This is a genomic window from Halobacteriovorax sp. HFRX-2_2 (assembly GCF_043196705.1).
Classification (GTDB): Bacteria; Bdellovibrionota; Bacteriovoracia; order Bacteriovoracales; family Bacteriovoracaceae; genus Halobacteriovorax_A.
In genome coordinates this window covers 585,378-610,435 of sequence record NZ_JBEBMT010000002.1, presented here as the reverse complement: position 1 = coordinate 610,435, position 25,058 = coordinate 585,378, and the positions used below count along the sequence as shown (strand labels likewise).

The following is a 25,058-nucleotide window of genomic DNA, read 5'->3' as shown; positions in this document are numbered from 1 at the left end:
AAGCTAAATGATCTAACTAGCTGAAAAATGGTTATAGAATTTTAAACAAGGAAATTACTTTAGCAACTGACACTTTACTGCAAATTTAATTTTATCAAATCCTTCAGCGCCAAACCACTCAACGTATTGGCAATAGATCGATTTGTAGAGGTCTGTGTCTTGATATTCGAGGTAGAGTTCTTCTCCAACAGGAGTGGAGAAGAACGGAACGAGAAAAATAAATGTTAGAATAACTGTAATTAGAATTCTAAACATCTATTGAACCTCCCAAATGGCCATTGCCCACTCTGGGTGGTCAATGAAAGGGTTGCGGTTCTTTTGATATTCACATGCGATATCATTTCTTCTTCTTTCGTGCTCACTTACAGGATCTTGCTTGTGCCACTTTAGAAGTAGTTTAATAAACCAAGTGCTATATGTTTGCTCACGTGAACCATTAGTCATTGGGTTATTCTTAAATCTTGGAATCTCTGCTTCATAGCGAACTGCAAAGTAAAGCATTGCTCTTGCAATATCACCTTTGAATTCATCGATTGGTTCAAAAACGCGACCACGGTAACCACTTGTTGAGCTTCTCCCAACCTTTGATCCGTTCTTAGAAGTCCATGATGCGTCACCAACTTCTCCAAAAGGATAAGAGCCACGATGTCCGTTTACTTTTCCATCAGTAGGATAAACATGAAAGATATCTGTTTTCATTGGGCGTCTCTTATTAAAAAGACCTTGAGGGAATAAGTGCTCTCTATTGTAGCAGTCACCCTCTCCCTTATATTGGCCACATGTTCTGCGACCAGGTTGAAAACGATACGGATCCTTTCCATTTGGATTTTCTGAGTACATATCCATAATCGTGCGATCACCATCGTAAGTAGTATCGAGGTCAGTGCTACGATACGCCTTAAGAAGGTCATCATACGATATACTACGATGTTCTCTTCTTAAAAGAGAAGAAAGCTCTGATTTAAACTCGTAGCCAGATGCATGCTTAGAAAGTCGTGAATAAAATTGTGTTTGATCACAAGTTGAAGCAAAGGCCGTGCTTGTGATGAAAATTAGAAAAGTTGTGATGTGTGTGATTTTCATGCAAAGAGAGTATCGACTAAAATACATGAACACAATGAAAAAATTTATTAAATCTTATAGGGTATATTAGGTATTCTTATAAACAGATAGTCTTTAGAAGAAGGTGTACCTTCTAAGAAGCTGAAATTCTTCACTTTCTTAAAAGGCACGGTGTATCAATCTTAAGATTAAGAAAGAACGCTTACTGAAACAGCACAAGGACCTTTTTGTCCTTCACCTACTTCAAATTCAACAGCGTCATTTTCACTTAGAGTGTTTCCGTTTACTGCTGAAATGTGTACGAAAAGATCTTTGCTTCCATCGTCAGGAACGATAAATCCAAAACCTTTCTCATCATTAAAAAACTTAACTTTACCTGTTTTCATACTTACTCCTTATGTTTAAGTTTCTTTAGGTCTACGTTAGAACTATATATTTTTAATTCGCCAGAGCTTAAAACGCCATTGGCCTTCCAAAATTGTTTATACTTTCTTTCCAACAAGAAATCTATTCGATCACCTCTAGTCACTAAAAAGAAACTATAGTCACCGATTCGACTTACTAATTCATCTAAAATCTTCGAAATATCCTCAATTTCACTAAAATCATAGATAAAGTATATTTGCGCCTTTGGTAGAATAAAATCATCATCCAAGACGTCTTCTAAAATAATTTCACAATTTATGAGATCTAATTTTTCAAAAAGACGATTTCCTTCGCTCTCTCTTTGTTTAAGAATCTCATAGCCGATAAAGCGGGACTCTGGAAAAACAGAGTTCATCACAATACCAACTCGTCCATAGCCAGCACCAACATCCACTATCTTATCAACCTCAAAATCCTTTAAAAGATAAAGTGCATCAAAGATATCATTATAAGGTGTCTGCAAAACTTGCGGATGTAATCCAATCCAAGTTTGCGTGCCTTGAAAGTGCTGCTTTCCTTTAATGCCATCATTTTGCTTATAATAGGCCTTGTATTTCTGTAGAAGCTTTCCTTCTATTTTTGGAATACGAAAACCAAGCAGCCGATCTAAATCCTTTGCATGTTCCAGAGGATGATTATTGCTTCTCATAAATGTACGCGGATTTTTAATAAGATCTTTCAATGGTACTGAGTCTGCATTAAGCACTTCGTTCACTAAGGTATTCCCTGCAATTCTGTCGTTTCTAAATAATAAAAGATTAAAAATAGACAGAACCGAAATAAGGAAGTGAACTATAGGAAACCTAATTTGACACAAGATACTATGTCCAAAGCTCTAATACAAGCGAGATTCTTCTTACTGTATTTTATTCGCATGTTTTTTTAATTGTTTCGATCAAGCCTGGGTAATACTTTTTGATATTAGGATTGAGAAATAGGTACTTCTTCACTCCTTCCGTCCTCTGGCAAATGATATGGGCCTCAATCAGAATCTTAATATGATGTGAAAATGTGGCCTTATTCACACAATAATCGAAGCCGCCACAAGTTATCTCCTTGTGTCCATGCTCTTCCTCGTAAGCAATTAGCTGCTTAATCACACTCATGCGAATAGGGTCGCCTAGTGATTTAAATATCTTATCCAATGGTATCTGTGTGCAGTCATTCATAGTTAGATAAAATTCTAACAAAGGACTTGATTTTTATCAAGGGCAGGCCTATTGTTTGATAAATATCAAACTAAAGGAGTCTCAATTGAGTACGAATTTATTCACACCTATAAAGCTTGGAAGAACTGAGCTCAAAAATAGAATTATTATGGCCCCCCTAACTCGAGCAAGAGCAGGAGAAGAACGAGTTCCAAATGATCTTATGGTTAAATACTATGAACAGCGTGCTGATGCAGGAATGATCCTCACAGAGGCAACCGCTATTACACCGTCGGCCGTTGGTTATGCCAATACTCCTGGTATTTGGTCGAAAGATCAAATCGAGGGCTGGCGAAGAATTACAGATGCAGTGCATGCCAAAGGCTCAAAGATCTACATGCAGCTATGGCACGTGGGAAGAATCTCACACTCTAGTTTTCTAAATGGGCAAAAGCCTGTTGCCCCAAGTGCGATCCAACCAGCGGGTCATGTTTCTCTTGTTCGTCCAATTACGAACTATGAAACTCCTCGAGCACTTGAGACACAAGAAGTAAAAGCAATAGTAAAAGACTATCGTCAAGCAGCAATCAACGCAATGGAGGCAGGCTTTGATGGTGTTGAAGTTCATGCGGCCAATGGATATCTCATTGACCAGTTCTTACAAGACTCGACTAATAAGAGAGACGATATATACGGAGGCAGTATTGAAAACCGCACAAGATTCTTGCTTGAAGTTACAGACGAACTCATTGAAGTATGGGGCGCTGATCGCGTCGGCGTTCATCTTGCTCCTCGCTGCGATAGCCACGACATGGGTGACTCTGATCCCCTGGCCCTTTTTGGCCATGTGGTAGAGGAATTAAATAAGAGAAAGATTGCATTTATCTTTACTCGCGATCCGCTAGATAATGACAGTCTTTTTCCAAAGCTTAAGGAAAAGTTTGACGGCGTCCTTATTGCCAATCAGAAATTTACCAAGGCCACAGCTGAAAAAGCATTAGAAGATAAAATAGCAGATGCCATTTCATTTGGTGTTCCCTTTATTGCAAACCCTGATCTTGTTGAGAGGATCGCAAAAGATGCTCCATTAAATGAGCCAGTATTTGAAACATTCTACGGCCCTGATCACGTTGGTTATACAGACTACCCAACATTAAAGGATTTACCATGACTCCAAAATTATCCCTACTCGACTTAGTCTTTGTTAATGAAGGACAAGAGCTTAAAGAAGCATTTGATCATTCAATACGTAGCGCACAAGCAGCAGAGGAATATGGATATCATCGCATATGGGTGGCCGAACATCACAATATGCCGGCCATTGCAAGTGCTGCAACATCTGTTGTGATTGGACATCTTGCCAGTCAAACAAAGTCTATTCGAATTGGTGCGGGAGGAATTATGCTTCCCAACCACTCACCTCTTGTTATCGCTGAGCAATTCGGAACATTAGAGGCACTCTATCCTGGACGTATCGACCTAGGACTTGGCCGAGCCCCAGGTACTGATCAAATGACTATTCAGGCCCTAAGAACAACGGCCCAGAGTTCAAATAACTTCCCAAAAGATATTGTCGAACTTCAGCGCTACCTTTCTAAAGAAAGTGGTAGTGATCCAATAGTGGCAACACCTGGCCTTGGCTCACAAGTTCCACTCTGGATTCTCGGTTCAAGTACGTTTGGGGCACAACTAGCTGCTCACCTTGGACTACCATATGCCTTTGCTTCTCACTTTGCACCTGATGCCATTCAAGAAGCGCTATCACTTTATCATGCAGGCTTTGAGCCATCTGCTCAACAAGAAAAGCCTTACGTCATGTTAGGTGTAAATGTCATTATTGCAGATACTGATGAAGAAGCTCAATTTCTTTCAACGAGTCAGAAACAGTCCTTTGCCAATCTTCGCCGTGGATTAAAGAAGAAATTCCAAGCTCCTATTGACGATATGGATACCTATTGGGATATGCATGAGAAGATGACGGCACAACATATGCTTCACTTCTCTTTTGTTGGCTCAAAGGAGACAGTCAAGAAAGGTCTCGATCAATTCATTGAGCGCTACAGACCTGACGAGTTGATGGTTGTGACTTCAATCTTTGATAATGAGAAAAAGATAAAATCCTTAAAATTATTGTCTGAAATATTTAAGCAGTAAGTTTAAGTCCTATAATTGAAATAAGAAGTAGCGCTAGAAAAACGGTGCGTGCAAGAGTGATTGGTTCATTAAATAGAACAATTCCTAAAATTGCAGCACCTAGCGCTCCTATCCCAACCCATACACCATAAGCTGTGCCAATAGGCAGGGACTGACTGGCCTTAGCAAGCAAGAACATACTTGCAGCAAGAGTGACAAGCGTAAAAATACTTGGAACTAGTTTTGTGAACCCTTCAGTGTACTTAAGGCCGATGGCCCAACATACTTCGAGTAGTCCCGCTATAAGAAGAATGATCCAAGCAGCTGTTGTCGACATAAAATCTCCTAAGACATCAATTGAATAAACTCTGTTACCGACTCTGTACCTAGTTTATGTGCAAGATATCCTAAAACGATAGCTGTTGCTAGAGACGAAATTCTTAAGTTCTTCTCTTTAGTTAAGATATGAGAGAACTTAGAAGAGAATGTAACAAGAAAGTAGAACCATACAATTGAAAATACCCCTGCGCCTAAGCCAAAGAGAAAACGGTGTTGAACAAGATCAAAACGAGTCGAATAACCGCCGATCAAAAAGAAAGCATCAATATAGACGTGAGGATTAAGAAGCGTAAAGCTTAGCGTCGTTAAAATCACAATTCGACGAGAAAGAGCAAATTTCTTACTCTCTTGAGTTTCCTTCACACCTTTTACAGAATCAATAAGTTTCATTACTGCATAGTAAAGTAGAAAGGAAGCACCAAGAAGCCCGATACCAACTTTAAACTCAACAGTCTTTACAAGCATCCCTGAAACACCAAGAACGGCCAATAGAATAAGGGCCATATCACAGACAGAACAAATAGCTGCTGCTAAATAATGATTCTTCTTTTTTGTCCCAATATCGATAAGAAATAGGTTCTGTGCACCTAATGCCAGAATGAGACTTGCCTGCAATAAAAAACCTTGAGTAAAAAATTCCATAAAACCTGCTCCTGAGGCGTAATTTAATGCAAACCGTGATATAAGTTAAATTAATCTTTTTAATTATTAATTAGTAAAACTTATGAGAGTAAATAATGATTGATTACCATGCACTAAGGGCCTTACAGGCCGTCATTGAATATCAAAGCTTTGAGCTTGCCTCTAAGGCCATTGGCATCTCACAGTCAGCAGTGACTCAACGTATTCAAAACTTTGAATCTTTCCTCGGGACAAAATTACTAATTCGAAAGACACCCTACCGTGCGACAGAAAAAGGAAAGTCTTATTTAAATCTCTTACGTAAGGTGACAAGCTTAGAGAATGAGATGCTAGAAGATGACGACATCAAAAAGGCAAAGCCAACACTAAAGATCGCCATGAACCGCGACAGTCTGGATCTCTTCTTTCACGATGTCTTAACAGACAGCAAAGTCTCACAAGTATTAACACTACAAATTATTGCTGATGACCAAGACAATACACTGAAGTATTTAAAGAGTGGCCAGGTTGATATGTGTATTAGCTCTGAGAAGAAGCCACTTCCTAATCACACATCCACTCACCTTGGAGATATGGTCTACTCTCTTGTTTGTTCGAAGAAGTTCTATAAAGAATATTTTAGTGAAGGTGTGAACAAGAAAACTCTTTCAGAAGCTCCTCTTGTCGTCTTTGATAAGTATGATAAGGCCCAACACACTTATCTAAAAGAAAACTTTAAAGTCGATAAGCTGACAAAAATTAACCTTATGCCATCTGTCTCAAGCTTTAAAAAAGCAATCCTTGGAGGATATGGCTATGGACTCCTGCCCTTTATTGATATGGAAAAAGAAATGAAAAAGAGAAAATTTGTACAACTAAACCCCTCTAAGGATTTTAGCGTTTCACTTTTTCTACATCAATGGGAGTATCAAAGAGAGCATATTAAACTCTTCAATGAGAAGCTAATTAAGGCCGCACAAAAATTATAAGCATTCATCAAGTAATGCTCGCACATCAAAACGTGCTCCAAGCTTTTGTAGAACAAAGAAGACCCCACCAATCTTGCGATCGAGGAAAACGGTATGCCTTGAAGGGTTACCGACAGCTACTTCTTTCATTAGCTGAGGCGCCATCTCCATGACCTTGTCCGCAACATTTGAGCTCCCCCAGTCATAGACCCCACCCTGAAAAGGTGCCGCAATAACTTTGGCATATTCCCAAAAGAAGTCTTCATTAGTTTTCTTACTCTTTGATAGGTACTCCATCTCATAAAGATTTGAAAAGAATAGTTCGCGGTCAAGATTTGCACAGGCGATGATTAGAGTCTGATAACCTTTTAAGAAATTATCTGGTGGAGTTTTTGAGGCACCAAAGTCGATTAGGCCCCAACGATTATTTGGTAGTAGAATATAATTTCCCATATGAACATCAGTCTGTACTTTTTTGAATTGAAAAAGCTCTAAGAACATCAGCCTCATAAAGTCTCTTCCAAGTTCATCTCGATCTTCTTGAGATAAGTTCAATTGATCGATGTCTCTTAAGCTATGACCTTCGAGATATTCCATCGTTAAAACTCGCTCATTGCTAAAGTCTTCCAATACTTCGGGAATTTTGTATTGCGAATAATCCTTGAGCATTTCACGAAACTCATTTATTGACTTGGCCTCTGCCTGGTAATCAGTTTCAAGAAAGAGCATTTCTTCAATTTCAGAATAAATTTCTTTTAAATCCACTTCCTTGGGGATGACATTCAAAAGCTTCATTAACATCTTTAATGCCTTCACATCATTCTTGATGGCCTTACGTACACCCTTGTACTGAATCTTCATGGCATAATCGATTCCATTAAAGTGTGCCAGGTGAACTTGCCCGAGGCTTGCCGCTGCTATTGGTTTCTCTTGAATATTAAGTTCTTCTAAGAACTCTTTCGGTAGCTGTTCTTTGATTTGATCCCACTCTAAATAGTAGGACTGACTCTCTAATTGTTTTAAAACTTTTTGCGCCTCAGGAGGAAGAAATGCACTCGCATAAGTTGATAGAAGTTGTCCGGCCTTCATTAAAGAGCCCTTCATCACCCCTAACTCATTTACAATGAGTTCAACATGAGGCCCAATACTGCCACTCAATTTATTTTTTAAATCTTCATTGCGTTTAGACCAAACGTCCTTTCCCATCTTGAGGGCAAGCTTTGCAACGCCGACTTGTCTTGAAATGAACTTATTTTTTATTTTATTTATTTTCTTCATTGGCCTTCTTATTCTAGCATTAACTAAAGGAGAAAGGATGAATTTTCGACTCAATAATTGCAAGCACGCTCTAATTATTGGAGCTGGCCACGGAATTGGACTTGGGATAGTGCAAAATTTACTAGAGAATTACTCAGGTTTCTCTATTAAGGCAACTTATCGAAGAAAAGATCATGCCTTAGATTTATTAGATCTAAAGAAACAATTTCCAAAAAGACTTGAGGTAATAGAGCTGAATCCAACAAAAGAAGAACAGATAAGTGCCTTTGCCCAAGAGCATACTGATAGCTCCTTTGATTTAATAATTAACAGCGTAGGCCTTCTTCATACAAAAAAAATCTCCCCAGAAAAAGCTTTACGTGAATTTGATCCTGATACCTTTCTTGAACTCATAAGAGTTAATGCCATGGTCACTCCACTGCTAGCAAAGTACCTCGAAAGGAACTTAAGCGACTCTCCTGGCCTCTTTGCTACAGTTTCGGCAAAAGTAGGTAGTATCGAAGATAATAAAATTGGTGGTTGGTATAGCTATCGCGCTTCAAAAGCTGCTCTCAATATGCTTATAAAAAATATTGCCATTGAATTCGAAAGAAAGAGAAAGAAGTGTCTTGTTCTTGCCATTCACCCAGGGACTACTAGAACAGACTTGTCAGAACCATTTATTGATAGAACCTCCTATATAATTCACGAGACACATGAAACCGCTTCCAATATACTTAATATTATAAATAATAGAGAACTTAGTGAAACTGGAAAGTTTCTATCTTGGGACGGCGGAGAAATTCCATGGTAACGACGACAATTAAAGATACTGATTTTAAGAATTTTGATGAAAGAAAAAGAATAAAATTCATTAATGCTTTATCTGGTTTTAAGTCAGCGAATCTTGTAGGAACAATCAATAATGAAGGACAAACAAACCTATCGATTATTAGTTCCGTCGTTCATCTAGGCGCATCCCCTGCACTTATTGGACTCGTTATTAGACCTGATATCGCCAGAAGAGATACACTAGAGAATATTCGAGAAAATGGTTTCTTCACAATTAATCATGTTAATAAATCAATAGTCGAAAAGGCCCATCAAACGAGTGCTCGCTATCCTCAAGACCAAAGTGAGTTTGATGCCTGTGACCTAAGTGAAGAGTATAAAGACGACTTCCTTGCACCCTTTGTCTTAGAAGCAAATATAAAGATGGCCATTAAATTTGTGCGTGAAATTAAAATTGAGGAAAATGGTACTCATTTTTTAATTGGAGAAATTAAAAGTGTACACTTGCCACAAGATTGCCTCGAAGAAGATGGTCATATCGATATTCATAAGGCGGGAACAATTTGTGTATCTGGTTTAGACTCTTACTTTAGCACGGCCCCACTAGGTCGTCTAAGCTACGCAAAAGCCGATCGCCCACCAAGCTGGTTATAGACAAAAATAAAAAAAATTCCTAGCTAGCATTGACACTACTTTTTTTGCTACCATTATTTTATCACGAGAGGTAAATATTTAATTTTTCAACCTCTAAAGAATCTTTTTTACTACAAACCGTATCAAGGAGACTTTATGTTTAAGAAAACTAATTTATGTGATTTTTCAAAACCTTCACTTTCAGAATTTGGCATTGAATTAGCGCCAAAGCAGTATCAGAAAATTAAAACACGACTGGATAGGCTTATGGATCGCTGTCCTATTTATAGTCACTATCAACTTAAATTCAAAAAGCATGAATCAAATTACATAGGTCAGCTCAGTATCAAGTCCTATACCAAGAACTTTCATGCAAAGAAAGTTGCACATACCCCATTTCATGCAATTCTACTTCTTGAAGAGGCTATTGATGAGCAATTATTAACATGGAAAAGAGAAAGATTTAGTAAAAGCTTAGCAAGTAACTTACGTGGACCACAAGTCGCGTAATTTATCCCTTGGCAAAACTCCTGGTATCTCCAGGAACCTTAACTGGTTCCTGGAACTTAGTATTTTCTATTTATCTAAACGACGAGTACGGCGGGCCTGCTTTGCCATAATCTCAAGATAGAAAGACTCGGCTTTTTCACTAACCATTAAATCAATATTCTTATTGATCTCTTTCTCGTGAATCTCTTTAGCGGCCTCTTCTGAAGTACCAATACGACAGTCAAAATCCCAAAAGTCAGCACCTTCAGGTAATTCCTTCTTACGCTCTCTTTTAATATATTTCTTAACTTCAAATTTTATCTTATCCGCAACTCTTTCTGGAGCGCGCTTTTCGTCTACTAACTTAAACGTCTTCTTCACTTTTATCTCACTTTTTTAAACTAATAGGAGCTTTTAGCATGGAATAACTCGGAAAACACTCTATTAATGATCACTAAGTTCACTTTACTTAAATAAAGTGTGAGAATAGAATAATACTATGAAGAAAAAGACCATCGCCCTTGTGGCCCACGATAGTAGAAAGAATGACCTTATCCAATGGACTCTGGAACACAAAGACAAACTCGTCAATTACAACCTTTGTGCCACTGGGACGACAGGAAGACTCTTAGAGGAAAAGCTAGGGATCAATATTAATAAGTATTTAAGTGGACCAATTGGTGGAGACTTTCAAATTGGTAGTGCCATAGTTGAAGGTAGCGTTGATATGCTGATCTTTTTTTGGGACCCATTGGAATCCATGGCACATGATCCAGATATTAAGGCCTTATTAAGAATTGCAACACTCTATAATATTCCAATGGCCTGTAATCAAACAAGTGCTGATTACTTCATTAATTCAAGCTTAATGGACACGGAGTATGAGCGAAAGCTTTCCGTACTTAATCATTATAATCAAGCACGAAAAGATATTAATTAAAGAAGTCCATATACACCTTAAACCAAGGTGTTTCTCCAAATCTCTCGACGACCTTATCAAAGAAGACTTCTACACCTTCTTCAGTAAGCCCCATTTGATCATATGAGAGTTGCTCATAGAGATTCATAATAAGACTTGGCGAAAAGGAATCCATAAGCTTTTCAAGATAGGCCAGCCCATGCTGTGGATTTCGAGTTAAAAGATAGTCATAAATAGATAATCTTTTTATATCACAGGCCTCAGGTGAGCGTTTTTGAATACTAAGGCCATTATCAAAGTGATGCCACTGAGGCGTCCTATCATTTACTGTGCGAATACATAGAGTTACTGTTGGATTTTGTTCATGAAGCACTCGATGAGAGAACTCAAGTCCTCTTTTAATCTCACGAATATCACCCTTTACAAGAGTTTCATCAATTACACATTCAATTTGGCTTGTATAAATATCAGGAAAGAACTCTTCTTTCTTATGAACCTTAAACACTTCATGTCTTGACTCCCCTGCTACGACTTGAAAAGCACCACAGAAAGAGTGAGAGTGAATAGAAGTATCTAGAGTCTGCCAAAAATAAAGATCAACGACAAAGTGTCCATTATTAAAGATGGTAACAGGAGGCTGTCCAAATCCATTATATACATTTACTTGTTCTGGCAAAGTTTCTTGCTCTAAACTCCACTGCGCGATAAATGACTCTAGCTCTTCAAGCTCAAAATCGAATTTCGACTTTATGAGAAATTCAGTACACACTTTTGAAAAGTCTTCGGCCGTAGGTTTTAGGGCTTCAATTTCTTTTCCAATATTCAAAAGGTCTTTAATATTCATTTGTTTTCTCACTGCTTTTAAATACGAGTAAAGCTACACTTTCTCGACTTTTTAAAATATTGTCCATCTCGGCTACGTCCACTATAGACTCTTAAATAATCCATTTGCTCACCTTCGACCTTAAGTACTCCTACACCTTGAGCATTAGAAGTTTGATTGCGATCCTTCATCCACTGGACGCGGTCAACATTGAAATAGAGACTTTTCCTATCGGCTCCCCAGTAGAGATTATGAACATTAAATGTCTTCTCAAATTTATTCTCATACTGTTCACTATAAGGCCTACCAATTTTATAATCCATTCCATAGAAATTGATATGCTCACAACTTTGCTGTCTTACATGAAGTTTTTCCATCTTCACTGTACCATCGCGATCACACATTCCCTCCCAAGTACCAGCAAGGTCTGGACAACTTGCCCATGTTGGCAATGTTGAAAGTGTGAGTAAACAAAGTACTGTCGATTTTAGCTTGAGATAATTCATAAGACTTCCTTAAGTATATTTAAGTTCATTTATAGATAAGTTTAGCTGGTTTTTCTCTATAATGGAAAGTGGAGTTTATCATGCTGGCCCTACTAACGTTAACGATCATACTATTTACATCAATTACTGTTGTTAAAGTAGCAACAAAGATCTTAGTTTTAACTGGCCTAAGTGACGAAGTTGCAAGATTTCAAGCAAAGTCAGCTCTTACAGGCACAGGGTATACGACCAGTGAATCCGAGAGTCTTGTCAATCACCCACTAAGAAGACGCGTACTAAGCTTTCTTATGACAATTAGTAATGTGGGAATCATCTCCGTTATCTCAACGGCCATCTTATCATTTGTAAATATCGATACGACGGTTCAAGGTCTTAGCCGCTTCGCTATCGCAGTCTGCTTATTTTCAATTATTATTTATATAACTCAGAGTAGCTTCTTTAATAAATGGCTCAATAAAAAACTAAAAAAGTATCTCAATAAACTCTCTAATGTCGAACTCGTGGACTACGCAAACTTACTTCACCTAGGTGATCGCTTTGGCATTGGCGAAGTCTATGTTTCTGATAAGCACTGGTTTGCCAATAAGAATGTTCGAGAACTCTCTCTACCAAGAGAAGGCCTTATCGTCCTGGGAGTTCAAGTTGCAAATGGTGAGTATCTAGGACTTCCCTCAAAAGACTATGTCATCACTCCGGGAGATACGGCCATTCTTTACGGGAGAGCTGACATGTTAACTGAAATTAGCACTAGAACTGCTGATATTGGTGACAATGAGAGAAAAGAGGCCATGGAAAAATTAGTGGAAATAAAAAAAGAAGAAAAGGAAAAAGAAGAAGAAATCGTTGAAACGAGGGAGGCCAGTTAATACTCTCTAGCATCTGGTCTTTCTGAAGTTAAAATAACAAAGTACCTCAAAACAAAGATCAAGAAACCAAAACACCATAAGGCAGCTGCAAAATACAAGCTAGTGAAATAGTGTTGTGATGAAACCATAGGAATTATAGAACGTGTTAAGGCCCCTGCTATAATCAATAAATAAGAAAGCTTCGTCCATGAATCCGCTATAATTTTTCGGCCAGTATGCCCCAGAGAAACGCGAGTCATTATCCCAATGGCAACAATCGCTAATCCTCCAGCTAGTAGCATGTGCAAGGCTGCATTTGTATGACTAATACGTACATCAAAAATTCCAATCAGTCTTAAGATCAGCTCTAAATTTATACACCCAATCCCAATATGAAGAATAAAGAGAATCGGAATACTTTTCGTTGATAAGGGATGCCACAAAAGCTGTCTAAAAAGGTTCGAGATAATTGCAATAATAAGGATTGAAATATACGCTACAGATGGGTTCATGAGATCCCAAAAAAATGACAGGAGTAGAACAGACCCTAAGCTTAGGAGATTAAGCCACTTAGGAATATCAATCTTAGTATTAGGAATTTTACTTCTCGTAAAAAATGGGATGACTCTTCCAGCTATCAATAGAATAATGAAGCGTATTAGGCCAATCGCAACGTCCCTTCCATAATCAGCAATGGCCGCTTCTGAATATAAATTTCCCCAAGTATGTAAAAAGTTAGAAAATGTGAACCCCAATAATATTGGAATAAAGACATATTTTTGCTTTGGAAATTTTTGTAACTTTCTAAAAAGCATAAGTAGAAGCGCTGGAAAGAAAAGATTTAAAGCAATAAGTAGTGCAGGCCCTGAGAGAGGTAAAAAATATGAGAAGCGCTCAACAAGCCACAATAGAAGTAAAACAACGAGGGCCTTTCCTTGATATGGCCTTGAGCCCGTCCAATTGGCACTGGCCGTAAGTAGAAACCCAGCAATGAGAGCACCAGTGAACCCAAAGAGCATTTCATGAGAATGCCAAAAGAGAGAACTTAAGTTAAGGACTGGAACTTCAATATGTCCCAGATAAGTCAAAACCCAAATAATGGGGTTAAGGGCCGCAATTAATCCGGCCATGATAAAAAATGGCCTAAAACTAATTGAAAATAGTGGTCTTAACCCCATCACTTCTCTCTGCCTATTTAAGAAGTACGTCGGCCCTAGTCGACTCAGCAATTGCTGCTGCTTCTTGTATTAGCTCATCTGCCACACCCAGCTCTTGTAAAGTAGCACCAAGGTTTTCAACAACAGCATCAAAGTGCTCATCATTTAGACCTTGGGCAACTAGGGCCTCGTGTGCTTCTCTCATTCCCTTTCCGTCATAAGTATTTGGGCCACCAAAAGCATATGTTAAGAACATGATCTGCTTTCTTCTTTGTGCGGCCATATCAATCCCCTCAAAGAAGTGCTTAATACGTGTATCTGCTAAAACTTTATTATAAAAAACATCCACAGCTGCATTAACAGCATCTCTACCACCTATTCTTTCAAATAATTTTGACATAATATCTCCTTAATATATATCTAAAATACATATTATGTATGCTAGACTTAAATGGTATTAAAGTAAACAGGAAATTAATATGCGTTTGGCCAGTTTTACAGATTACAGTCTAAGAGTTCTTTTATATATCGCCACAAAGGGCGATGAACGTTCTACTGTGGGTGAAATTGCAGATAAGTATAAGATTTCTCGTAATCACTTAGTAAAGGTTGTTCATAATCTTTCATCAATGGGAATCATTGACTCGTATAAAGGAAAAGGCGGAGGCATCACTCTGTCTAGTGCTCCAGATCAAATTGTCATTGGAAATTTAGTACGTGAACTAGAAGCAGACTCTCCCCTTGTGGAGTGCTTTGGAAGTAATGGCGGCTGCATTATTAGTCCTGCGTGCAAGTTAAAAGGTGCGCTAATGATCGCGCAAAACCAATTCTACGAAGCATTGAATGCCTATACCCTGGCCGATCTCCTTACTAATAAGGACAAGCTTGTAGATATTTTTAAAGCGGACAATTAGAGTCTAGAAGTCCCCTAATATTCTTTTGAAACTTTCTAATCACCTTAATTTGATTATCCAATTGAGTCAGCTTTTCTTCTAATTGCTTTCTAAGTCGCCCATTTGGTTTTCTTGTTGCTAGAACTTTTGCCATCGACTTAATTTCTGCAAGAGAGAATCCTAGTTCCTTGGCCTGAACAATGAGCTTTAGTAAATCAACAGCTTCCTCTGGATAAACACGGTAACCATTACCACTTCTTCTTGGAACTAATAATTCAACCTTCTCATAATAACGTATTGCTGATGAAGGTATACCCGTTTGCTTAGATAAATCACCTATTTTCATTTTTTCTCTCCTACGCTTGACCTTAAAGTATAGTTTAAGGTTTATACTAGTCTAAACTGATAACAAAAAGGAAAACAAGTGAAATATCTTATCACTCTCTTAATTGCACTTAATATATTTGCCGCCAGCGAAGGCCCTCGTTTTTCAATTATTCAAACGGGTACTGCCAAGACTCTTGAGGCCTTAATATATGAGAAAGGAAGTCTCTTTAAAACAATGATGGTTAATCACGCAGGTTTTCTTATTGAAAATATGGGAAAGTATATTCTTTTTGAGACAGGTTTAGGAAATGAAGTCGATCATCAGTTTGATAAAGATATGTCCTGGTGGGCAAGGCCACTCTTTGCCTATAACAAACTCGATTCAATAAAGGAGCAACTTAAAGATAATTATCAAATTGAAAATATCATTTTATCTCATGCCCACTGGGATCATGCCAGTGGCCTCGTTGATTATCCAACCACAACAACCCTAGTAAGCCCTGAAGAAATGGAAGAAATTGAGCACCCTATTGCCAATAGAACATTTCCTTCGCAATTTAAAGGAACAAAGACGAAACCATTTAAGTGGAAGCAAGAAAGCTATCTTGGATTTGATAAATACTATGACGTCTTTGGGGATAATAAAGTCATCATTGTTCCATTATTTGGACACACGCATGGCTCTCTTGGCCTAATTCTAAATGGAGCGAATAAGAAGTACTTCTTTGTTGGTGATGCTATCTGGACTACTAGACAGCTCTCCCCAATTCAAAATAAACCATTCATTTCATCTAAGCTTGTTGATACAGACAAAGAAGTGGCCCAAAAGAAAATTAAAATTGTAAAGAGTATGCAAGAAGAAGGATTTATTATTATCCCAACCCATGACTACTACGTTCATGAATCACTTGGCCACTATCCAAAGTGGAACTAGCTTTACTCTTTCATTGTTGGCAGTTTTAAACCGAATTTAATGGCCCCATATCTAAGAACAAAAGTAGTTATGATAACGGTTATTGCAGGAAAAATTGGCTCAAGATCAACGTCAGACAATAGAATAAAAACGAGAGATGAGATCGCGGCCACGGTTGCATATAACTCTTTTTGGTAAAGAATTGAAAGTTCCCCACTAAAGGCAGAGCGTAAGATACCACCTAAAACAGCAGTGATGACACCCATAAGAAGAGCAGTCTCATTATTAAAACCTAGTAGTAAAGTCTTTTGAGTTCCGATGACAACAAAGAAGCCAAGTCCTAGTGTATCAAGGAAGAGCAAGAGAGAGCTCTGGCGCTCATAGAACTTTCTCATAAAGAATGTTGAAAGTGTCGCAATGATAATAATATAGAGGTAAGTTGTATTTTGCGTCCAAAAAACAGGTTCATCAATAATAAGGTCTCGAACTGTCCCGCCTCCAACTGAAGTTAGAAAAGCTAAGAATAGCATTCCAAAGAGATCAAGTTTTGACTTGCCTCCTACTGACGCGCCAGTAACAGCAAATGCAAATGTTCCAAGGTAATCAATATAGATAAATTCATTCATTATAACTTCCTTAGATTGGAGTTTAGCATAAATTTCAAGAAATTTTACTTTTAGAATTAACCAACGACATCTGTTTATCCCCTTATAATTAAGAATAGAAAAATCTTAACCATGGATGTGTTAAATGATTATTTTTTTTATTTGCCTACTGATGCTGGCCCTTGCTTATATCTTCTATGGCCCCTTTGTCGAGAAACAGGCCGGCATTGATCCTAGCAAAGACACCCCTGTTACAAAGTTTGAAGATGGTGTTGACTACGTTGAGGTTTCACCTATCAAGGCCTTTCTCATTCAATTCTTAAATATTGCCGGAGTGGGGCCAATTTTCGGGCCAATACTTGGAGCAATCTACGGCCCTATCGCACTCGTCTGGATCGTGCTTGGAAATATCATTGGAGGCTCTGTTCATGATTTCTACTCAGGAGTTCTAAGCATCAAAGAAGATGGAAAGAGCTTGCCTGAAATAGCTGGCCATTACTTGAATCAATACTTTAAGGCAATCATGCTACTCTTTACAGCAATGCTGCTCTTCTTTGTTGGTGTTGTCTTTATTATGAGTCCGGCCGGTTTAATTAGTAACCTTGATGCCTTTAAGGACACAATCTTTGCGAGTAATAATTTTTGGGTTTTAGTTATTCTTGCCTATTACCTACTTGCAACTCTTCTTCCTATCGATAAAATCATTACAAAATTCTACCCACTCTTTGGCCTCTTAATGGTTGTCATGACGGTCTTAATTGCCTTTGCTTTGATACTCCATGCGCCAATGCTACCTAAGATCGAAAATATCTTTGCCTATTTTTCTCATTCACATCTTAACTATGAATTATTAAATCGAGATCCTAATGGACCTCCTGTCTGGCCACTACTATTTGTCACAATCACTTGTGGTGCCATCAGTGGTTTTCATTCAACCCAAGCCCCTATCATCGCCAGATGTCTTAAGAATGAAAAGTATGTAAGGCCTGTTTACTATGGCGCCATGTTAGCAGAGGGAGTCGTTGCTTGTGTTTGGGCCCTAGCAGGGATATCGGCATTCCCAGAAGGCTATGTTCAACTAAAGGCAGTCATCGCACAGGGAGGACCTGGTTTAGTTGTAAAGCAAATCTCATCAAACTATTTGGGAACACTCGGTGGAGTTATGGCAGTACTTGCTGTAGCGATCTTTCCAATAACTTCTGGAGATACTGCCTTTCGTTCACTAAGGCTTACGATCATAGATGCCTTTAATATTCACCAAAGTATAAAGAATCGACTCTTCGTATCGATTCCAATTCTAACCATCGCCTACTTTATGACAAAAATCGACTTCTCTCTTATTTGGCGCTACTTTGCATTTTCAAATATGCTCTTATCAACGAGTGTACTCTGGTTGGCAACAAAATACCTATTTGATCGCAAGGCCATACATTGGGTTGTAAGTCTTCCAGCTATCGTGGGAACAGCAGTTACGATATCCTATATCCTTACTGCGCCTATAGGAGTAAATCTTTCAAAAGCGCAAGCACAACCAATCGGTGCCATCGTAGGGTTGCTATGTTTTGTTTTACTCGTCGTTTTTCACCGCAGGAGGTACGCGTTTAACTAGCTTTTCTTAAATGAAGAGCGTCCATCTTTCTTTTATCGACAGTTAGATCAAAGATATCTGGCCGAGAGTAGTGGCCCCCAATATCTAGAGATCGTCTAGCATCAATAACTTCTTCAAGATCGTATTCAGCATAGAGTATTGCTTTCTCACGTGACATTGGCCCGGCAACAGCACCGCCAAAGGGCCTAAATAAAACCGCATCCCCATCTGATAACCAATCATCTGGTTCTGGAAACAAGTCGTCTTTGAATGGGGTATCATCTGGAATATCACGGCATTGAATTGCAGTCGAACATCCGGCAACCCAGCAGCCTCCTTCACGAGCAATATGCCTTAGGGTACCGACCCAAGACTCTCCACAATCCCAGGTTGGTGCGAGGTAAACTTCTACACCTTGAGCGTATAAGCTGAAGCGAGAAAGCGGCATATAGTTTTCCCAGCAAATTAAGCTGCCAATTTTACCAGCAGGAGTATCAACAACATTTAATCCCCGAGCATCTCCCCATCCCCAAACCATACGCTCAGGGTTCGTTGGGATAAGCTTACGATGGTTGTTTAGAATCTTTCCATCAGGTCCAATGATGGCATAGGAATTAAAAAGAGTTGAGCCGCTAGCTTCAGAATTAATTTCGTTGAAACCAATTGCGACTGTCACATTTTCTTTCTTAGCTGTTTCTTGAATTTCAGAAAGTTGTCCCTTGGAAAGGTCAACAGAGTTCTTAAAAAGAAGGTGGTGCAATTCTTTAGACATACCGATATCACCACCAGGTCTTAACCTCCATACCCATGAAGGATAGCCTGGCAAGTAAGCTTCGGGAAACATTACTAAGTCGGCACCATTTGCTGCGGCTTCGGAAATTGAGTCACAGGCCTGTTCAATTGTTTTAGTTAAGTTTAAAAATACCGGTGGAAGCTGAACGATTGCAATCTTTTTCACATCGATCTCCTAAGTCAGCACCTCTCAGAGTATTTTTATTTAAGCATAAAATTGAATCAAAAAGTATTTAACTCTTTCTTATTTTCCAAAGAATTCACTACGGTATTCTTTGATTCCGGCCTCATTCTTTTTTTGACAATTTTTTGATGATTCTTCTTTACTAACCTTTTCTTTTTTTACTTCTTGAACCTTTGCTTCTGATGCAATAGTTGTGATTGATAAAAGTACACATATACCTAAGATAAGTTTTCTCATATTTAATCCCTTGTTTATTTTTTTCAAATTTAACACTTGGGATTGTTGAAATATAGGTACCAAACAAAGAATTCACACTTATGTTAATAGTTTTAACAATAGTGTCTAAAGTCAATAAATCTATTATTGGTAAGTAAAATCTGAATATAAAAAAGGGCCATCGAAGGCCCTTATGTTTTACAATTTAAGACTATTATAAACCTCTACGCGGCCATAATTTTTTCAATCTCGCTATCAGGTAAGTTTCCTAGATCTTTATTTAAGTAATTGCTTACATGCTTATTTAACTTACTATTTAAGTTATTTCGAATAACTCCTAAGAAAGAATTCTCAGCAACGATAACTAAATCATCAAAGTTATTCTTATTATGATTTTGATTGAGAAATTGATTTATTTCTTTTGCAAATAATTCCTCACGATGCTTCTTATTCGTTTTTTTCGGAGTAAATGACTGATACCCATGGCCATTACTATTGGCCATTGAACCATGTCGATCAGAGTCGACTTCCCCTTCTTTAAGTTTTATTTTTGGGTTCTCAAGAGACTTGATTAATTTTAGTGTATTTCTTTTTTTACGCTCATAAATACGCGCATTAGACTTACTTGCGACAACAACCCATGATCGATGCATATCTACCTCCAAGAGATATTTTCAAGAGATATTTTTTCAATCATCACTCTATTTCAAAAAAAACTCCAACAAATAAATAGTAAAAATTTCTTATCTGCAAGCAGCTGAACATTGTGTATTTTCTTCGCTAATTCCTTTTTTCTTATAAAGAACTAAAAATATGTTAAAAATAAAGAATGAAAAATGAAAATAAAGCATTACATCAAAGAAATCTTCACAATAAGGGCTATGACTTTAAGGCCTTAATTAAATCATTCCCTTCCCTAGCAGGCTTTGTCAAAGAGAACCAGTATGGCAATCAGAGCGTGAACTTCTCTGATGCTGGAGCAGTCCTATGTTTAAACCAGGCCCTATTAGCTCATTACTACAAAGTAGAAAATTGGAGTGTTCCCCAAGGAAACCTCGTTCCACCGATACCCGGACGTGTGGACTATATTCATTATATTGCCGATCTTTTGGCCGAAGACAATGATGCAAAAATTCCAGTTGGCCCAAAAATCAAGGGACTTGATATTGGTACGGGAACAACTTGTATCTACCCTATTCTTGGCAATAGTATCTATGGCTGGAAATTTGTTGGCAGTGATATCAGCTCAGAGGCCATTAATCATGCCAATACAATCATTAAGTCTAATGCAAGCTTTAAGAAGAATATTAAGGCACGCTTTCAAAAGTCACCAAATCATATCTTTATCGATCTAATTAAGAATGATGAAAAATTCGATTTTACAATGTGTAATCCTCCTTTCTACTCATCACAAGAAGAAGCCGATAAAGAGAGGGCCACAAAGCTTAAGAACTTAAATGTTAATAAAGTAAAGAAAGGTCATAATCCTTCAGCGAAATCAAATTTCGGTGGTGTAAGCAATGAGCTTTGGTGCGAAGGTGGCGAAAAATCCTTTGTGACAAATATGATTCAAGAAAGTGTTGAGTTTAAGAGTCAGTGTCGCTGGTTTACCACTCTCATTTCTCAAAAAGAGAATCTCGTTGAACTAGAGAAAGAGCTTATAAAACAAAGAGTAAGTGAAAGTCGAGTAATTGAGATGATTCATGGAAATAAGATCGCGCATATACTTGGTTGGCGATTTTAAGAGAAAGTCCATACCTCGACCTTAGGGAAATCAAGGTATGGACATATAAAATTAAAGAAGAATGATTGTATGAACAGCACCTTCTCTAACAACTTCAAATTCAAACATTTCTAGAGCTAGATCTTTACGATCTGATCTCTTAGCGTTCTTAAGAATTTCTACATCAGAGCTTGATAATTCGTCTAGAGAGATATTGAAAGCTACGAACTCGTTTCTTTTTCCGTTATTTACTTCACCGTGACGGTCAGCTGTACCAAATGGCTTATAGCTTAGAACAACTTGAGCAACTTCAACTTTTGTAAGTGTTACTTCACTACAAAGACCTGTTTGAGCTCTATCTCTAACTGGACCATTAGAGTTACAGTTAGTAACAACAACATTTTTAGATTTTACAACTTCAGTAATTTTGAAATCAAATACGTTTACTTTTACAGTTCTAGAAGACTCAACTTTTTTCTCAGTTGCGAATACGTCGTATGAGATAGTTTTTGCTTGAGTTGAAAGTCCTGCGATTAGTGTAAGTGCGATTAATAAGTTTTTCATAAATCCTCCAAGAATTGGTTAGCAATGTTTTCTATGGAGGTAATTTGAACTAAGCACGACAAAAAATATAGATTCTTCAAATTTTGTCCAAATTTTCAAAGACATTTGTCCAATATCCTAATTTCAAGGCCCTAGAGCGGACAAATCCCAGACTTTTGTCCAAAATTTTCATAGTTTCACAACAATTATTGATTAAATGAATAGTGAACGATAGTTATATATCCATGCAAAATAGCATTTCCGCTTCCTATTCAAAGCTTGGCCTTAGGGCACAAGTCCTGGCCGATATCAATCGCTACCTTGTGAATTTCAAGGATCCTAAGATTGGTCAAAGGAAGCTGGCCGAAAGTGCTGATATCCATCCAAAGACAATCCAAAGAATCTGTCGTCAGGAGAATACTCCGGGACACATTACGATTCTAAAGATTTACCGCGTTCTTCTTGGAGAGAGCAATACATCGAAGCTCCTTCCCCTGCTTCCAAATTCGATTAAAGAAGTTGTTTTAAAAGATGGAATTGATTTACCGGAGACTGACGTTGATTACTCCGCAGTCATAAAGAGTGAAATTTTAAAGAATGCTGTCTTTTGTGAGATTTACTTCTTAATTGATACAGCACCTGTTACGCGTGATCTAATCATGTTCAAATACGGTGAGCATGGACTACATATTCTTGATAATATGTTTTCTCTCAATGCCATTAAGTACCTTGATGATGGTGCCATTACTCTTGGAACTTCTAGAGTTCAGCTCGATGCTGAAATCATTAAGAAGGCTGGGCTTACTTTGTCAGAAAAGTATTCTAAGCATCAAAATTGTGAAGTAACTGGTGATAACTTCATCGGACTCTATGTAGAATCCCTACCAGAAGAAGCCTACCAGATGTGGTTAGAGATTGATAAAGAAGCCTTTATCAAGAAAGCTGAAATAGCAAAACAGTATCGTACCAATGTAAAAGGCAAAAGAGTCTTTACCTATATGACAACTGATACATTTACAAAGAGTGAATTATGAAATTTTTTAAGTGGATAGTATTATCTTTTATCGCTGCAAGTATCCTTGCCGGCGGAGACTATGGTGGAGGACCTAAAGTTGTCGCTCTAAATAAACTCGACCACTCTGTTCACCTTGGCGATATTAAGCTGACAAAAGATAATGAGAAAGTCGAGCTTACAGTTATTTACCAGAGACGAGTTATGAAGTTTGATCCTTTCCTAGGAGAGAGAGATGCACATAAGCTTAAGTATGGTAAGTATGCTGAAGCGAGAGTCAAATACGATAAGGAACTATTCAACCAAGACTTAATTGATGAATTAAGTGGCCGAGGGCCAATAACTATCTTTAGATCAAAGTATCGAAAACTTGTGAATGAATACTTCACGATTGATGAAGTAACTGATCAAGTTAATATTGATTCAGATAAAAGATATTTTGAAGTAAATATAAAATAATAAAGAAAGCTTAGAGCTCAGTATATTTCTTTGCTGAGCCCTTTGCTTTTTCAACCGGATATTTCTTTGCATTCTTATGCATTTTTCTAAGAGTAACCTCTTCAATATCAATATCTGCTTTAATAGCGATTCTCATCAGGTAAACAAAGATATCAGCAACTTCATCCTCAAGCTTCTCCTTAAGACTTGCATTTGAAGCGATATCATTGGACTCACTCTCTTTTAGCCACTGAAAGATCTCAACAAGCTCAGAGGTTTCCACACTAAGTGCCATGGCCAAGTTCTTAATCGAGTGAAACTGATCCCAATCTCTCTCACTAATAAATTTACTTACTTCAGAGTTAATTTTTTCAACATTAATCGATTTCATATAGGCCTTTTCTTTAAGTCTTAAAAGGTGTCTCCTATTCGATTATAGTAATTTTCCCATTAGCAAAGCAAGTAAATGTCGATTTCACAGTAACGTCACCGCTACATCCACCTGGAAATGGCGATTCGTTGTGAACAACGACCTCGAGATCGTTACTATTCAGGCGACTCAATTCTCCATTTAGGCCATCGCACCACTTCTGAGCATCATGTAGAATCATATCCACAGCACCGCTTAGCGCCCCAATACTATCAGTGTAACAAGCGTAGTTTTGAACCTCAAAATCTTTGCGAACGATACTCCCATCACTTGCTAGCAGACTTGTAGACGTAAAAATTGTAAGTGCGATTAGTAGAAAATTCTTCATCTCTCCTCCCTTTGGTTAAGAGTAAGATAGAAAATCCTACTTAATAAATACAATAAATTTATGAGTAATATCTAATAAGATAATTTTATGACAAGGAGAAATCTTCACTAAGTACCTAATAACACAGCTTAAAGTTAACCATCTTAACCATATTAAGTTTTACACAGATCAAATTCCCCTTATAATTAAACTCATACCTTAAGGAGAAGTTATGAAAAGAAAGTACGTAGACCACTATAGTAATTTCGACATTAATGAATTCAATAAATTCTTTGATGGAGATATCAATAACTCAATCAATGCTGCTGTCGAGTGTTGTGACCGCTATGCAGATTCAGATAAGGTTGCCCTCTACTGGGAAGGCGTCAATGGCGAAGAAGAAGTTATCACTTTTAAAAAATTAAAAGATGAAACCTCTAGACTTGCAAACTTTCTTGTCGCTCAAGGAGTCAAACCAGGAGAAGTTATTTCAGGTCTTCTGCCACGAACTCCGGAACTCTTGTATACAATCCTAGGAGCGTGGAAAGCTGGCGTAATCTATCAGCCACTCTTTACAGCGTTTGGACCTAAGGCAATTGAACAAAGACTAAATTCAAGTCAGGCCAAGATTGTTTTTACCGATGATACCAATCGTGCAAAATTAGATGAGCTTCCAATGAAGCCTAAGAAATGTGTTCTCGTACGTTCTAATGACTACCAATTAGCACAAGACGATTTTGACTTTCATAAGGCCATGACCGAACAAAGTGTAGACTTCACCCCAGTAATGAAAAAAGGTGAAGATACATTCTGTCTTCTTTCAACTTCTGGAACCACAGGACTTCCAAAGGCCGTGCCAGTTCCACTCTTTGCCCTCTCTTCGTTTAAGCAGTATATGGATCTTGCAGTTGATTTGAAACCAACAGATCGCTTCTGGAACCTTGCTGATCCAGGCTGGGCATATGGCCT

General features: G+C 37.9%; 36 protein-coding genes. 15 read left to right on the top strand and 21 right to left on the bottom strand.

Annotated elements, in window-relative coordinates:
* Positions 1 to 54: 54 nt before the first annotated feature.
* The 5 genes from ABMA79_RS08220 to ABMA79_RS08200 all read right to left on the bottom strand — a co-directional run bounded on the left by ABMA79_RS08220 (position 55) and on the right by ABMA79_RS08200 (position 2,594).
* Positions 55 to 255: a hypothetical protein gene (locus tag ABMA79_RS08220; protein ID WP_392859356.1), complete on the bottom strand. Its 201-nt coding sequence runs from the start codon at positions 253 to 255 to the stop codon at positions 55 to 57.
* The gene (locus tag ABMA79_RS08215) at positions 256 to 1,083 is read right to left on the bottom strand and encodes an endonuclease (RefSeq protein ID WP_392859354.1); all 828 of its coding nucleotides are present in this window, start codon (positions 1,081 to 1,083) and stop codon (positions 256 to 258) included.
* 167 nt (positions 1,084 to 1,250) lie between these two features.
* Positions 1,251 to 1,448 carry a cold-shock protein gene (locus tag ABMA79_RS08210; protein WP_103218258.1) on the bottom strand — a complete coding sequence of 66 codons (198 nt, stop codon included), beginning with the start codon at positions 1,446 to 1,448 and terminating at the stop codon, positions 1,251 to 1,253.
* Between the two features lie 2 nt (positions 1,449 to 1,450).
* Complete coding sequence (locus tag ABMA79_RS08205) at positions 1,451 to 2,203, bottom strand: hypothetical protein (protein ID WP_393057549.1); 753 nt, start codon at positions 2,201 to 2,203, stop codon at positions 1,451 to 1,453.
* A gap of 151 nt (positions 2,204 to 2,354) precedes the next feature.
* Positions 2,355 to 2,594 (bottom strand): winged helix-turn-helix domain-containing protein, encoded by a 240-nt coding sequence (locus ABMA79_RS08200; RefSeq protein ID WP_393091707.1) that lies wholly within the window; start codon positions 2,592 to 2,594, stop codon positions 2,355 to 2,357.
* Positions 2,595 to 2,742: 148 nt separating this feature from the next.
* On the opposite strand from ABMA79_RS08200, the gene ABMA79_RS08195 reads away from it, so the two are divergent.
* Positions 2,743 to 3,807 (top strand): alkene reductase, encoded by a 1,065-nt coding sequence (locus ABMA79_RS08195; protein ID WP_393091704.1) that lies wholly within the window; start codon positions 2,743 to 2,745, stop codon positions 3,805 to 3,807.
* A complete protein-coding gene (locus tag ABMA79_RS08190) occupies positions 3,804 to 4,790 on the top strand; it encodes an LLM class flavin-dependent oxidoreductase (protein ID WP_393057545.1) in 987 nt (328 codons plus the stop codon). Before ABMA79_RS08195 ends, ABMA79_RS08190 begins: the two co-directional genes overlap by 4 nt.
* Here ABMA79_RS08190 and sugE read toward each other — a convergent pair.
* Both sugE and ABMA79_RS08180 read right to left on the bottom strand, forming a co-directional pair.
* Positions 4,780 to 5,106: a quaternary ammonium compound efflux SMR transporter SugE gene (gene sugE / locus ABMA79_RS08185; RefSeq protein ID WP_392859342.1), complete on the bottom strand. Its 327-nt coding sequence runs from the start codon at positions 5,104 to 5,106 to the stop codon at positions 4,780 to 4,782. The two genes, ABMA79_RS08190 and sugE, sit on opposite strands and share 11 nt — an antisense overlap.
* A gap of 8 nt (positions 5,107 to 5,114) precedes the next feature.
* Positions 5,115 to 5,750, bottom strand: coding sequence for a LysE/ArgO family amino acid transporter (locus ABMA79_RS08180; protein WP_392859340.1), 636 nt, complete (start codon positions 5,748 to 5,750; stop codon positions 5,115 to 5,117).
* A gap of 95 nt (positions 5,751 to 5,845) precedes the next feature.
* On the opposite strand from ABMA79_RS08180, the gene ABMA79_RS08175 reads away from it, so the two are divergent.
* Complete coding sequence (locus ABMA79_RS08175; RefSeq protein ID WP_392859338.1) at positions 5,846 to 6,718, top strand: ArgP/LysG family DNA-binding transcriptional regulator; 873 nt, start codon at positions 5,846 to 5,848, stop codon at positions 6,716 to 6,718.
* Here the strand turns inward: ABMA79_RS08175 and ABMA79_RS08170 are convergent.
* Positions 6,713 to 7,975 (bottom strand): ABC1 kinase family protein, encoded by a 1,263-nt coding sequence (locus tag ABMA79_RS08170; RefSeq protein WP_393091701.1) that lies wholly within the window; start codon positions 7,973 to 7,975, stop codon positions 6,713 to 6,715. The genes ABMA79_RS08175 and ABMA79_RS08170 overlap by 6 nt on opposite strands.
* A gap of 37 nt (positions 7,976 to 8,012) precedes the next feature.
* Between ABMA79_RS08170 and ABMA79_RS08165 the strand changes: the two genes are divergently transcribed.
* From ABMA79_RS08165 to ABMA79_RS08155, 3 genes are all read left to right on the top strand, one after another.
* The gene (locus ABMA79_RS08165) at positions 8,013 to 8,768 is read left to right on the top strand and encodes an SDR family NAD(P)-dependent oxidoreductase (protein ID WP_393091698.1); all 756 of its coding nucleotides are present in this window, start codon (positions 8,013 to 8,015) and stop codon (positions 8,766 to 8,768) included.
* Positions 8,762 to 9,400 (top strand): flavin reductase family protein, encoded by a 639-nt coding sequence (locus ABMA79_RS08160; RefSeq protein ID WP_393091695.1) that lies wholly within the window; start codon positions 8,762 to 8,764, stop codon positions 9,398 to 9,400. The genes ABMA79_RS08165 and ABMA79_RS08160 overlap by 7 nt, the downstream gene beginning before the upstream one ends.
* Before the next feature lie 135 nt (positions 9,401 to 9,535).
* Positions 9,536 to 9,889, top strand: coding sequence for a hypothetical protein (locus ABMA79_RS08155; RefSeq protein ID WP_393091692.1), 354 nt, complete (start codon positions 9,536 to 9,538; stop codon positions 9,887 to 9,889).
* 66 nt (positions 9,890 to 9,955) lie between these two features.
* Here the strand turns inward: ABMA79_RS08155 and ABMA79_RS08150 are convergent, their stop codons facing one another.
* Positions 9,956 to 10,249: a DUF6172 family protein gene (locus tag ABMA79_RS08150; protein WP_392859327.1), complete on the bottom strand. Its 294-nt coding sequence runs from the start codon at positions 10,247 to 10,249 to the stop codon at positions 9,956 to 9,958.
* 118 nt (positions 10,250 to 10,367) lie between these two features.
* Between ABMA79_RS08150 and ABMA79_RS08145 the strand changes: the two genes are divergently transcribed.
* Entirely contained in the window at positions 10,368 to 10,808 is a 441-nt protein-coding gene (locus ABMA79_RS08145) for a methylglyoxal synthase (protein ID WP_393091690.1), read from the top strand.
* Here ABMA79_RS08145 and ABMA79_RS08140 read toward each other — a convergent pair.
* Both ABMA79_RS08140 and ABMA79_RS08135 read right to left on the bottom strand, forming a co-directional pair.
* Positions 10,801 to 11,643: a hypothetical protein gene (locus ABMA79_RS08140; RefSeq protein WP_393057533.1), complete on the bottom strand. Its 843-nt coding sequence runs from the start codon at positions 11,641 to 11,643 to the stop codon at positions 10,801 to 10,803. The genes ABMA79_RS08145 and ABMA79_RS08140 overlap by 8 nt on opposite strands.
* A gap of 5 nt (positions 11,644 to 11,648) precedes the next feature.
* The gene (locus ABMA79_RS08135; protein ID WP_393091688.1) at positions 11,649 to 12,116 is read right to left on the bottom strand and encodes a hypothetical protein; all 468 of its coding nucleotides are present in this window, start codon (positions 12,114 to 12,116) and stop codon (positions 11,649 to 11,651) included.
* Between the two features lie 80 nt (positions 12,117 to 12,196).
* Here ABMA79_RS08135 and ABMA79_RS08130 point away from each other — a divergent pair, with 80 nt between their 5' ends.
* Positions 12,197 to 12,982, top strand: coding sequence for a TrkA C-terminal domain-containing protein (locus ABMA79_RS08130; protein ID WP_392859317.1), 786 nt, complete (start codon positions 12,197 to 12,199; stop codon positions 12,980 to 12,982).
* On the opposite strand, the gene ABMA79_RS08125 is transcribed toward ABMA79_RS08130, so the two are convergent.
* Complete coding sequence (locus tag ABMA79_RS08125; protein ID WP_393091685.1) at positions 12,979 to 14,139, bottom strand: NnrS family protein; 1,161 nt, start codon at positions 14,137 to 14,139, stop codon at positions 12,979 to 12,981. The genes ABMA79_RS08130 and ABMA79_RS08125 overlap by 4 nt on opposite strands.
* Positions 14,140 to 14,152: 13 nt before the next feature.
* The gene (locus tag ABMA79_RS08120) at positions 14,153 to 14,518 is read right to left on the bottom strand and encodes a group 1 truncated hemoglobin (protein ID WP_392859312.1); all 366 of its coding nucleotides are present in this window, start codon (positions 14,516 to 14,518) and stop codon (positions 14,153 to 14,155) included.
* Between the two features lie 79 nt (positions 14,519 to 14,597).
* On the opposite strand from ABMA79_RS08120, the gene ABMA79_RS08115 reads away from it, so the two are divergent.
* Positions 14,598 to 15,032, top strand: a complete 435-nt coding sequence (locus ABMA79_RS08115; RefSeq protein WP_393091682.1) for an Rrf2 family transcriptional regulator — start codon at positions 14,598 to 14,600, stop codon at positions 15,030 to 15,032.
* Here ABMA79_RS08115 and ABMA79_RS08110 read toward each other — a convergent pair.
* The gene (locus tag ABMA79_RS08110) at positions 15,016 to 15,357 is read right to left on the bottom strand and encodes a MerR family transcriptional regulator (protein WP_392859307.1); all 342 of its coding nucleotides are present in this window, start codon (positions 15,355 to 15,357) and stop codon (positions 15,016 to 15,018) included. The genes ABMA79_RS08115 and ABMA79_RS08110 overlap by 17 nt on opposite strands.
* A gap of 78 nt (positions 15,358 to 15,435) precedes the next feature.
* Here ABMA79_RS08110 and ABMA79_RS08105 point away from each other — a divergent pair, with 78 nt between their 5' ends.
* Positions 15,436 to 16,272, top strand: a complete 837-nt coding sequence (locus ABMA79_RS08105; protein ID WP_393091680.1) for an MBL fold metallo-hydrolase — start codon at positions 15,436 to 15,438, stop codon at positions 16,270 to 16,272.
* Between the two features lie 2 nt (positions 16,273 to 16,274).
* On the opposite strand, the gene ABMA79_RS08100 is transcribed toward ABMA79_RS08105, so the two are convergent.
* On the bottom strand, positions 16,275 to 16,877 hold the full coding sequence (locus ABMA79_RS08100) for a trimeric intracellular cation channel family protein (RefSeq protein WP_393091678.1): 603 nt from the start codon (positions 16,875 to 16,877) through the stop codon (positions 16,275 to 16,277).
* A 124-nt stretch (positions 16,878 to 17,001) separates the two neighbouring features.
* Between ABMA79_RS08100 and ABMA79_RS08095 the strand changes: the two genes are divergently transcribed.
* Positions 17,002 to 18,465: a carbon starvation protein A gene (locus tag ABMA79_RS08095; RefSeq protein WP_393091676.1), complete on the top strand. Its 1,464-nt coding sequence runs from the start codon at positions 17,002 to 17,004 to the stop codon at positions 18,463 to 18,465.
* On the opposite strand, the gene ABMA79_RS08090 is transcribed toward ABMA79_RS08095, so the two are convergent.
* From ABMA79_RS08090 to ABMA79_RS08080, 3 genes are all read right to left on the bottom strand, one after another.
* Positions 18,458 to 19,402: a carbon-nitrogen hydrolase family protein gene (locus tag ABMA79_RS08090; RefSeq protein WP_393091674.1), complete on the bottom strand. Its 945-nt coding sequence runs from the start codon at positions 19,400 to 19,402 to the stop codon at positions 18,458 to 18,460. The genes ABMA79_RS08095 and ABMA79_RS08090 overlap by 8 nt on opposite strands.
* Positions 19,403 to 19,480: 78 nt before the next feature.
* The gene (locus tag ABMA79_RS08085; protein ID WP_393091672.1) at positions 19,481 to 19,657 is read right to left on the bottom strand and encodes a hypothetical protein; all 177 of its coding nucleotides are present in this window, start codon (positions 19,655 to 19,657) and stop codon (positions 19,481 to 19,483) included.
* Between the two features lie 203 nt (positions 19,658 to 19,860).
* Entirely contained in the window at positions 19,861 to 20,289 is a 429-nt protein-coding gene (locus ABMA79_RS08080; RefSeq protein WP_392859294.1) for a host attachment protein, read from the bottom strand.
* A gap of 176 nt (positions 20,290 to 20,465) precedes the next feature.
* On the opposite strand from ABMA79_RS08080, the gene rlmF reads away from it, so the two are divergent.
* Positions 20,466 to 21,380, top strand: a complete 915-nt coding sequence (gene rlmF / locus ABMA79_RS08075; protein WP_393091670.1) for a 23S rRNA (adenine(1618)-N(6))-methyltransferase RlmF — start codon at positions 20,466 to 20,468, stop codon at positions 21,378 to 21,380.
* A 51-nt stretch (positions 21,381 to 21,431) separates the two neighbouring features.
* Here the strand turns inward: rlmF and ABMA79_RS08070 are convergent, their stop codons facing one another.
* The gene (locus ABMA79_RS08070; RefSeq protein ID WP_392859289.1) at positions 21,432 to 21,923 is read right to left on the bottom strand and encodes a hypothetical protein; all 492 of its coding nucleotides are present in this window, start codon (positions 21,921 to 21,923) and stop codon (positions 21,432 to 21,434) included.
* A 224-nt stretch (positions 21,924 to 22,147) separates the two neighbouring features.
* On the opposite strand from ABMA79_RS08070, the gene ABMA79_RS08065 reads away from it, so the two are divergent.
* Together ABMA79_RS08065 and ABMA79_RS08060 are read left to right on the top strand one after the other, a co-directional pair.
* Positions 22,148 to 22,936, top strand: coding sequence for a hypothetical protein (locus ABMA79_RS08065; protein ID WP_393091667.1), 789 nt, complete (start codon positions 22,148 to 22,150; stop codon positions 22,934 to 22,936).
* A complete protein-coding gene (locus tag ABMA79_RS08060; RefSeq protein WP_392859284.1) occupies positions 22,933 to 23,373 on the top strand; it encodes a hypothetical protein in 441 nt (146 codons plus the stop codon). Before ABMA79_RS08065 ends, ABMA79_RS08060 begins: the two co-directional genes overlap by 4 nt.
* Positions 23,374 to 23,383: 10 nt before the next feature.
* Here ABMA79_RS08060 and ABMA79_RS08055 read toward each other — a convergent pair whose 3' ends face one another.
* The gene (locus ABMA79_RS08055; RefSeq protein WP_392859282.1) at positions 23,384 to 23,743 is read right to left on the bottom strand and encodes a nucleotide pyrophosphohydrolase; all 360 of its coding nucleotides are present in this window, start codon (positions 23,741 to 23,743) and stop codon (positions 23,384 to 23,386) included.
* Between the two features lie 34 nt (positions 23,744 to 23,777).
* A complete protein-coding gene (locus ABMA79_RS08050) occupies positions 23,778 to 24,110 on the bottom strand; it encodes a hypothetical protein (RefSeq protein ID WP_393091665.1) in 333 nt (110 codons plus the stop codon).
* 211 nt (positions 24,111 to 24,321) lie between these two features.
* Between ABMA79_RS08050 and ABMA79_RS08045 the strand changes: the two genes are divergently transcribed.
* Positions 24,322 to 25,058, top strand: a 737-nt coding sequence (locus ABMA79_RS08045; RefSeq protein ID WP_393091663.1) for an AMP-binding protein, incomplete at its 3' end; no start/stop codon positions are given.

Excerpts from the sequence above, each read along its gene's own strand:
- ABMA79_RS08070 (WP_392859289.1), bottom strand. The coding sequence starts at position 21,923 with ATGAAAAACTTATTAATCGCACTTACACTAATCGCAGGACTTTCAACT.
- ABMA79_RS08095 (WP_393091676.1), top strand. The coding sequence starts at position 17,002 with ATGATTATTTTTTTTATTTGCCTACTGATGCTGGCCCTTGCTTATATC.
- ABMA79_RS08065 (WP_393091667.1), top strand. The coding sequence starts at position 22,148 with ATGCAAAATAGCATTTCCGCTTCCTATTCAAAGCTTGGCCTTAGGGCA.
- ABMA79_RS08170 (WP_393091701.1), bottom strand. The coding sequence starts at position 7,975 with ATGAAGAAAATAAATAAAATAAAAAATAAGTTCATTTCAAGACAAGTC.
- ABMA79_RS08160 (WP_393091695.1), top strand. The coding sequence starts at position 8,762 with ATGGTAACGACGACAATTAAAGATACTGATTTTAAGAATTTTGATGAA.
- ABMA79_RS08145 (WP_393091690.1), top strand. The coding sequence starts at position 10,368 with ATGAAGAAAAAGACCATCGCCCTTGTGGCCCACGATAGTAGAAAGAAT.
- ABMA79_RS08190 (WP_393057545.1), top strand. The coding sequence starts at position 3,804 with ATGACTCCAAAATTATCCCTACTCGACTTAGTCTTTGTTAATGAAGGA.
- ABMA79_RS08220 (WP_392859356.1), bottom strand. The coding sequence starts at position 255 with ATGTTTAGAATTCTAATTACAGTTATTCTAACATTTATTTTTCTCGTT.
- ABMA79_RS08200 (WP_393091707.1), bottom strand. The coding sequence starts at position 2,594 with ATGAGTGTGATTAAGCAGCTAATTGCTTACGAGGAAGAGCATGGACAC.
- ABMA79_RS08175 (WP_392859338.1), top strand. The coding sequence starts at position 5,846 with ATGATTGATTACCATGCACTAAGGGCCTTACAGGCCGTCATTGAATAT.
- ABMA79_RS08060 (WP_392859284.1), top strand. The coding sequence starts at position 22,933 with ATGAAATTTTTTAAGTGGATAGTATTATCTTTTATCGCTGCAAGTATC.
- ABMA79_RS08080 (WP_392859294.1), bottom strand. The coding sequence starts at position 20,289 with ATGCATCGATCATGGGTTGTTGTCGCAAGTAAGTCTAATGCGCGTATT.
- ABMA79_RS08050 (WP_393091665.1), bottom strand. The coding sequence starts at position 24,110 with ATGAAGAATTTTCTACTAATCGCACTTACAATTTTTACGTCTACAAGT.
- ABMA79_RS08055 (WP_392859282.1), bottom strand. The coding sequence starts at position 23,743 with ATGAAATCGATTAATGTTGAAAAAATTAACTCTGAAGTAAGTAAATTT.
- ABMA79_RS08135 (WP_393091688.1), bottom strand. The coding sequence starts at position 12,116 with ATGAATTATCTCAAGCTAAAATCGACAGTACTTTGTTTACTCACACTT.
- ABMA79_RS08110 (WP_392859307.1), bottom strand. The coding sequence starts at position 15,357 with ATGAAAATAGGTGATTTATCTAAGCAAACGGGTATACCTTCATCAGCA.
- ABMA79_RS08085 (WP_393091672.1), bottom strand. The coding sequence starts at position 19,657 with ATGAGAAAACTTATCTTAGGTATATGTGTACTTTTATCAATCACAACT.
- ABMA79_RS08115 (WP_393091682.1), top strand. The coding sequence starts at position 14,598 with ATGCGTTTGGCCAGTTTTACAGATTACAGTCTAAGAGTTCTTTTATAT.
- ABMA79_RS08215 (WP_392859354.1), bottom strand. The coding sequence starts at position 1,083 with ATGAAAATCACACACATCACAACTTTTCTAATTTTCATCACAAGCACG.
- ABMA79_RS08210 (WP_103218258.1), bottom strand. The coding sequence starts at position 1,448 with ATGAAAACAGGTAAAGTTAAGTTTTTTAATGATGAGAAAGGTTTTGGA.
- ABMA79_RS08120 (WP_392859312.1), bottom strand. The coding sequence starts at position 14,518 with ATGTCAAAATTATTTGAAAGAATAGGTGGTAGAGATGCTGTTAATGCA.
- ABMA79_RS08165 (WP_393091698.1), top strand. The coding sequence starts at position 8,013 with ATGAATTTTCGACTCAATAATTGCAAGCACGCTCTAATTATTGGAGCT.
- ABMA79_RS08155 (WP_393091692.1), top strand. The coding sequence starts at position 9,536 with ATGTTTAAGAAAACTAATTTATGTGATTTTTCAAAACCTTCACTTTCA.
- ABMA79_RS08100 (WP_393091678.1), bottom strand. The coding sequence starts at position 16,877 with ATGAATGAATTTATCTATATTGATTACCTTGGAACATTTGCATTTGCT.
- sugE (WP_392859342.1), bottom strand. The coding sequence starts at position 5,106 with ATGTCGACAACAGCTGCTTGGATCATTCTTCTTATAGCGGGACTACTC.
- ABMA79_RS08125 (WP_393091685.1), bottom strand. The coding sequence starts at position 14,139 with ATGGGGTTAAGACCACTATTTTCAATTAGTTTTAGGCCATTTTTTATC.
- rlmF (WP_393091670.1), top strand. The coding sequence starts at position 20,466 with ATGAAAAATGAAAATAAAGCATTACATCAAAGAAATCTTCACAATAAG.
- ABMA79_RS08130 (WP_392859317.1), top strand. The coding sequence starts at position 12,197 with ATGCTGGCCCTACTAACGTTAACGATCATACTATTTACATCAATTACT.
- ABMA79_RS08180 (WP_392859340.1), bottom strand. The coding sequence starts at position 5,750 with ATGGAATTTTTTACTCAAGGTTTTTTATTGCAGGCAAGTCTCATTCTG.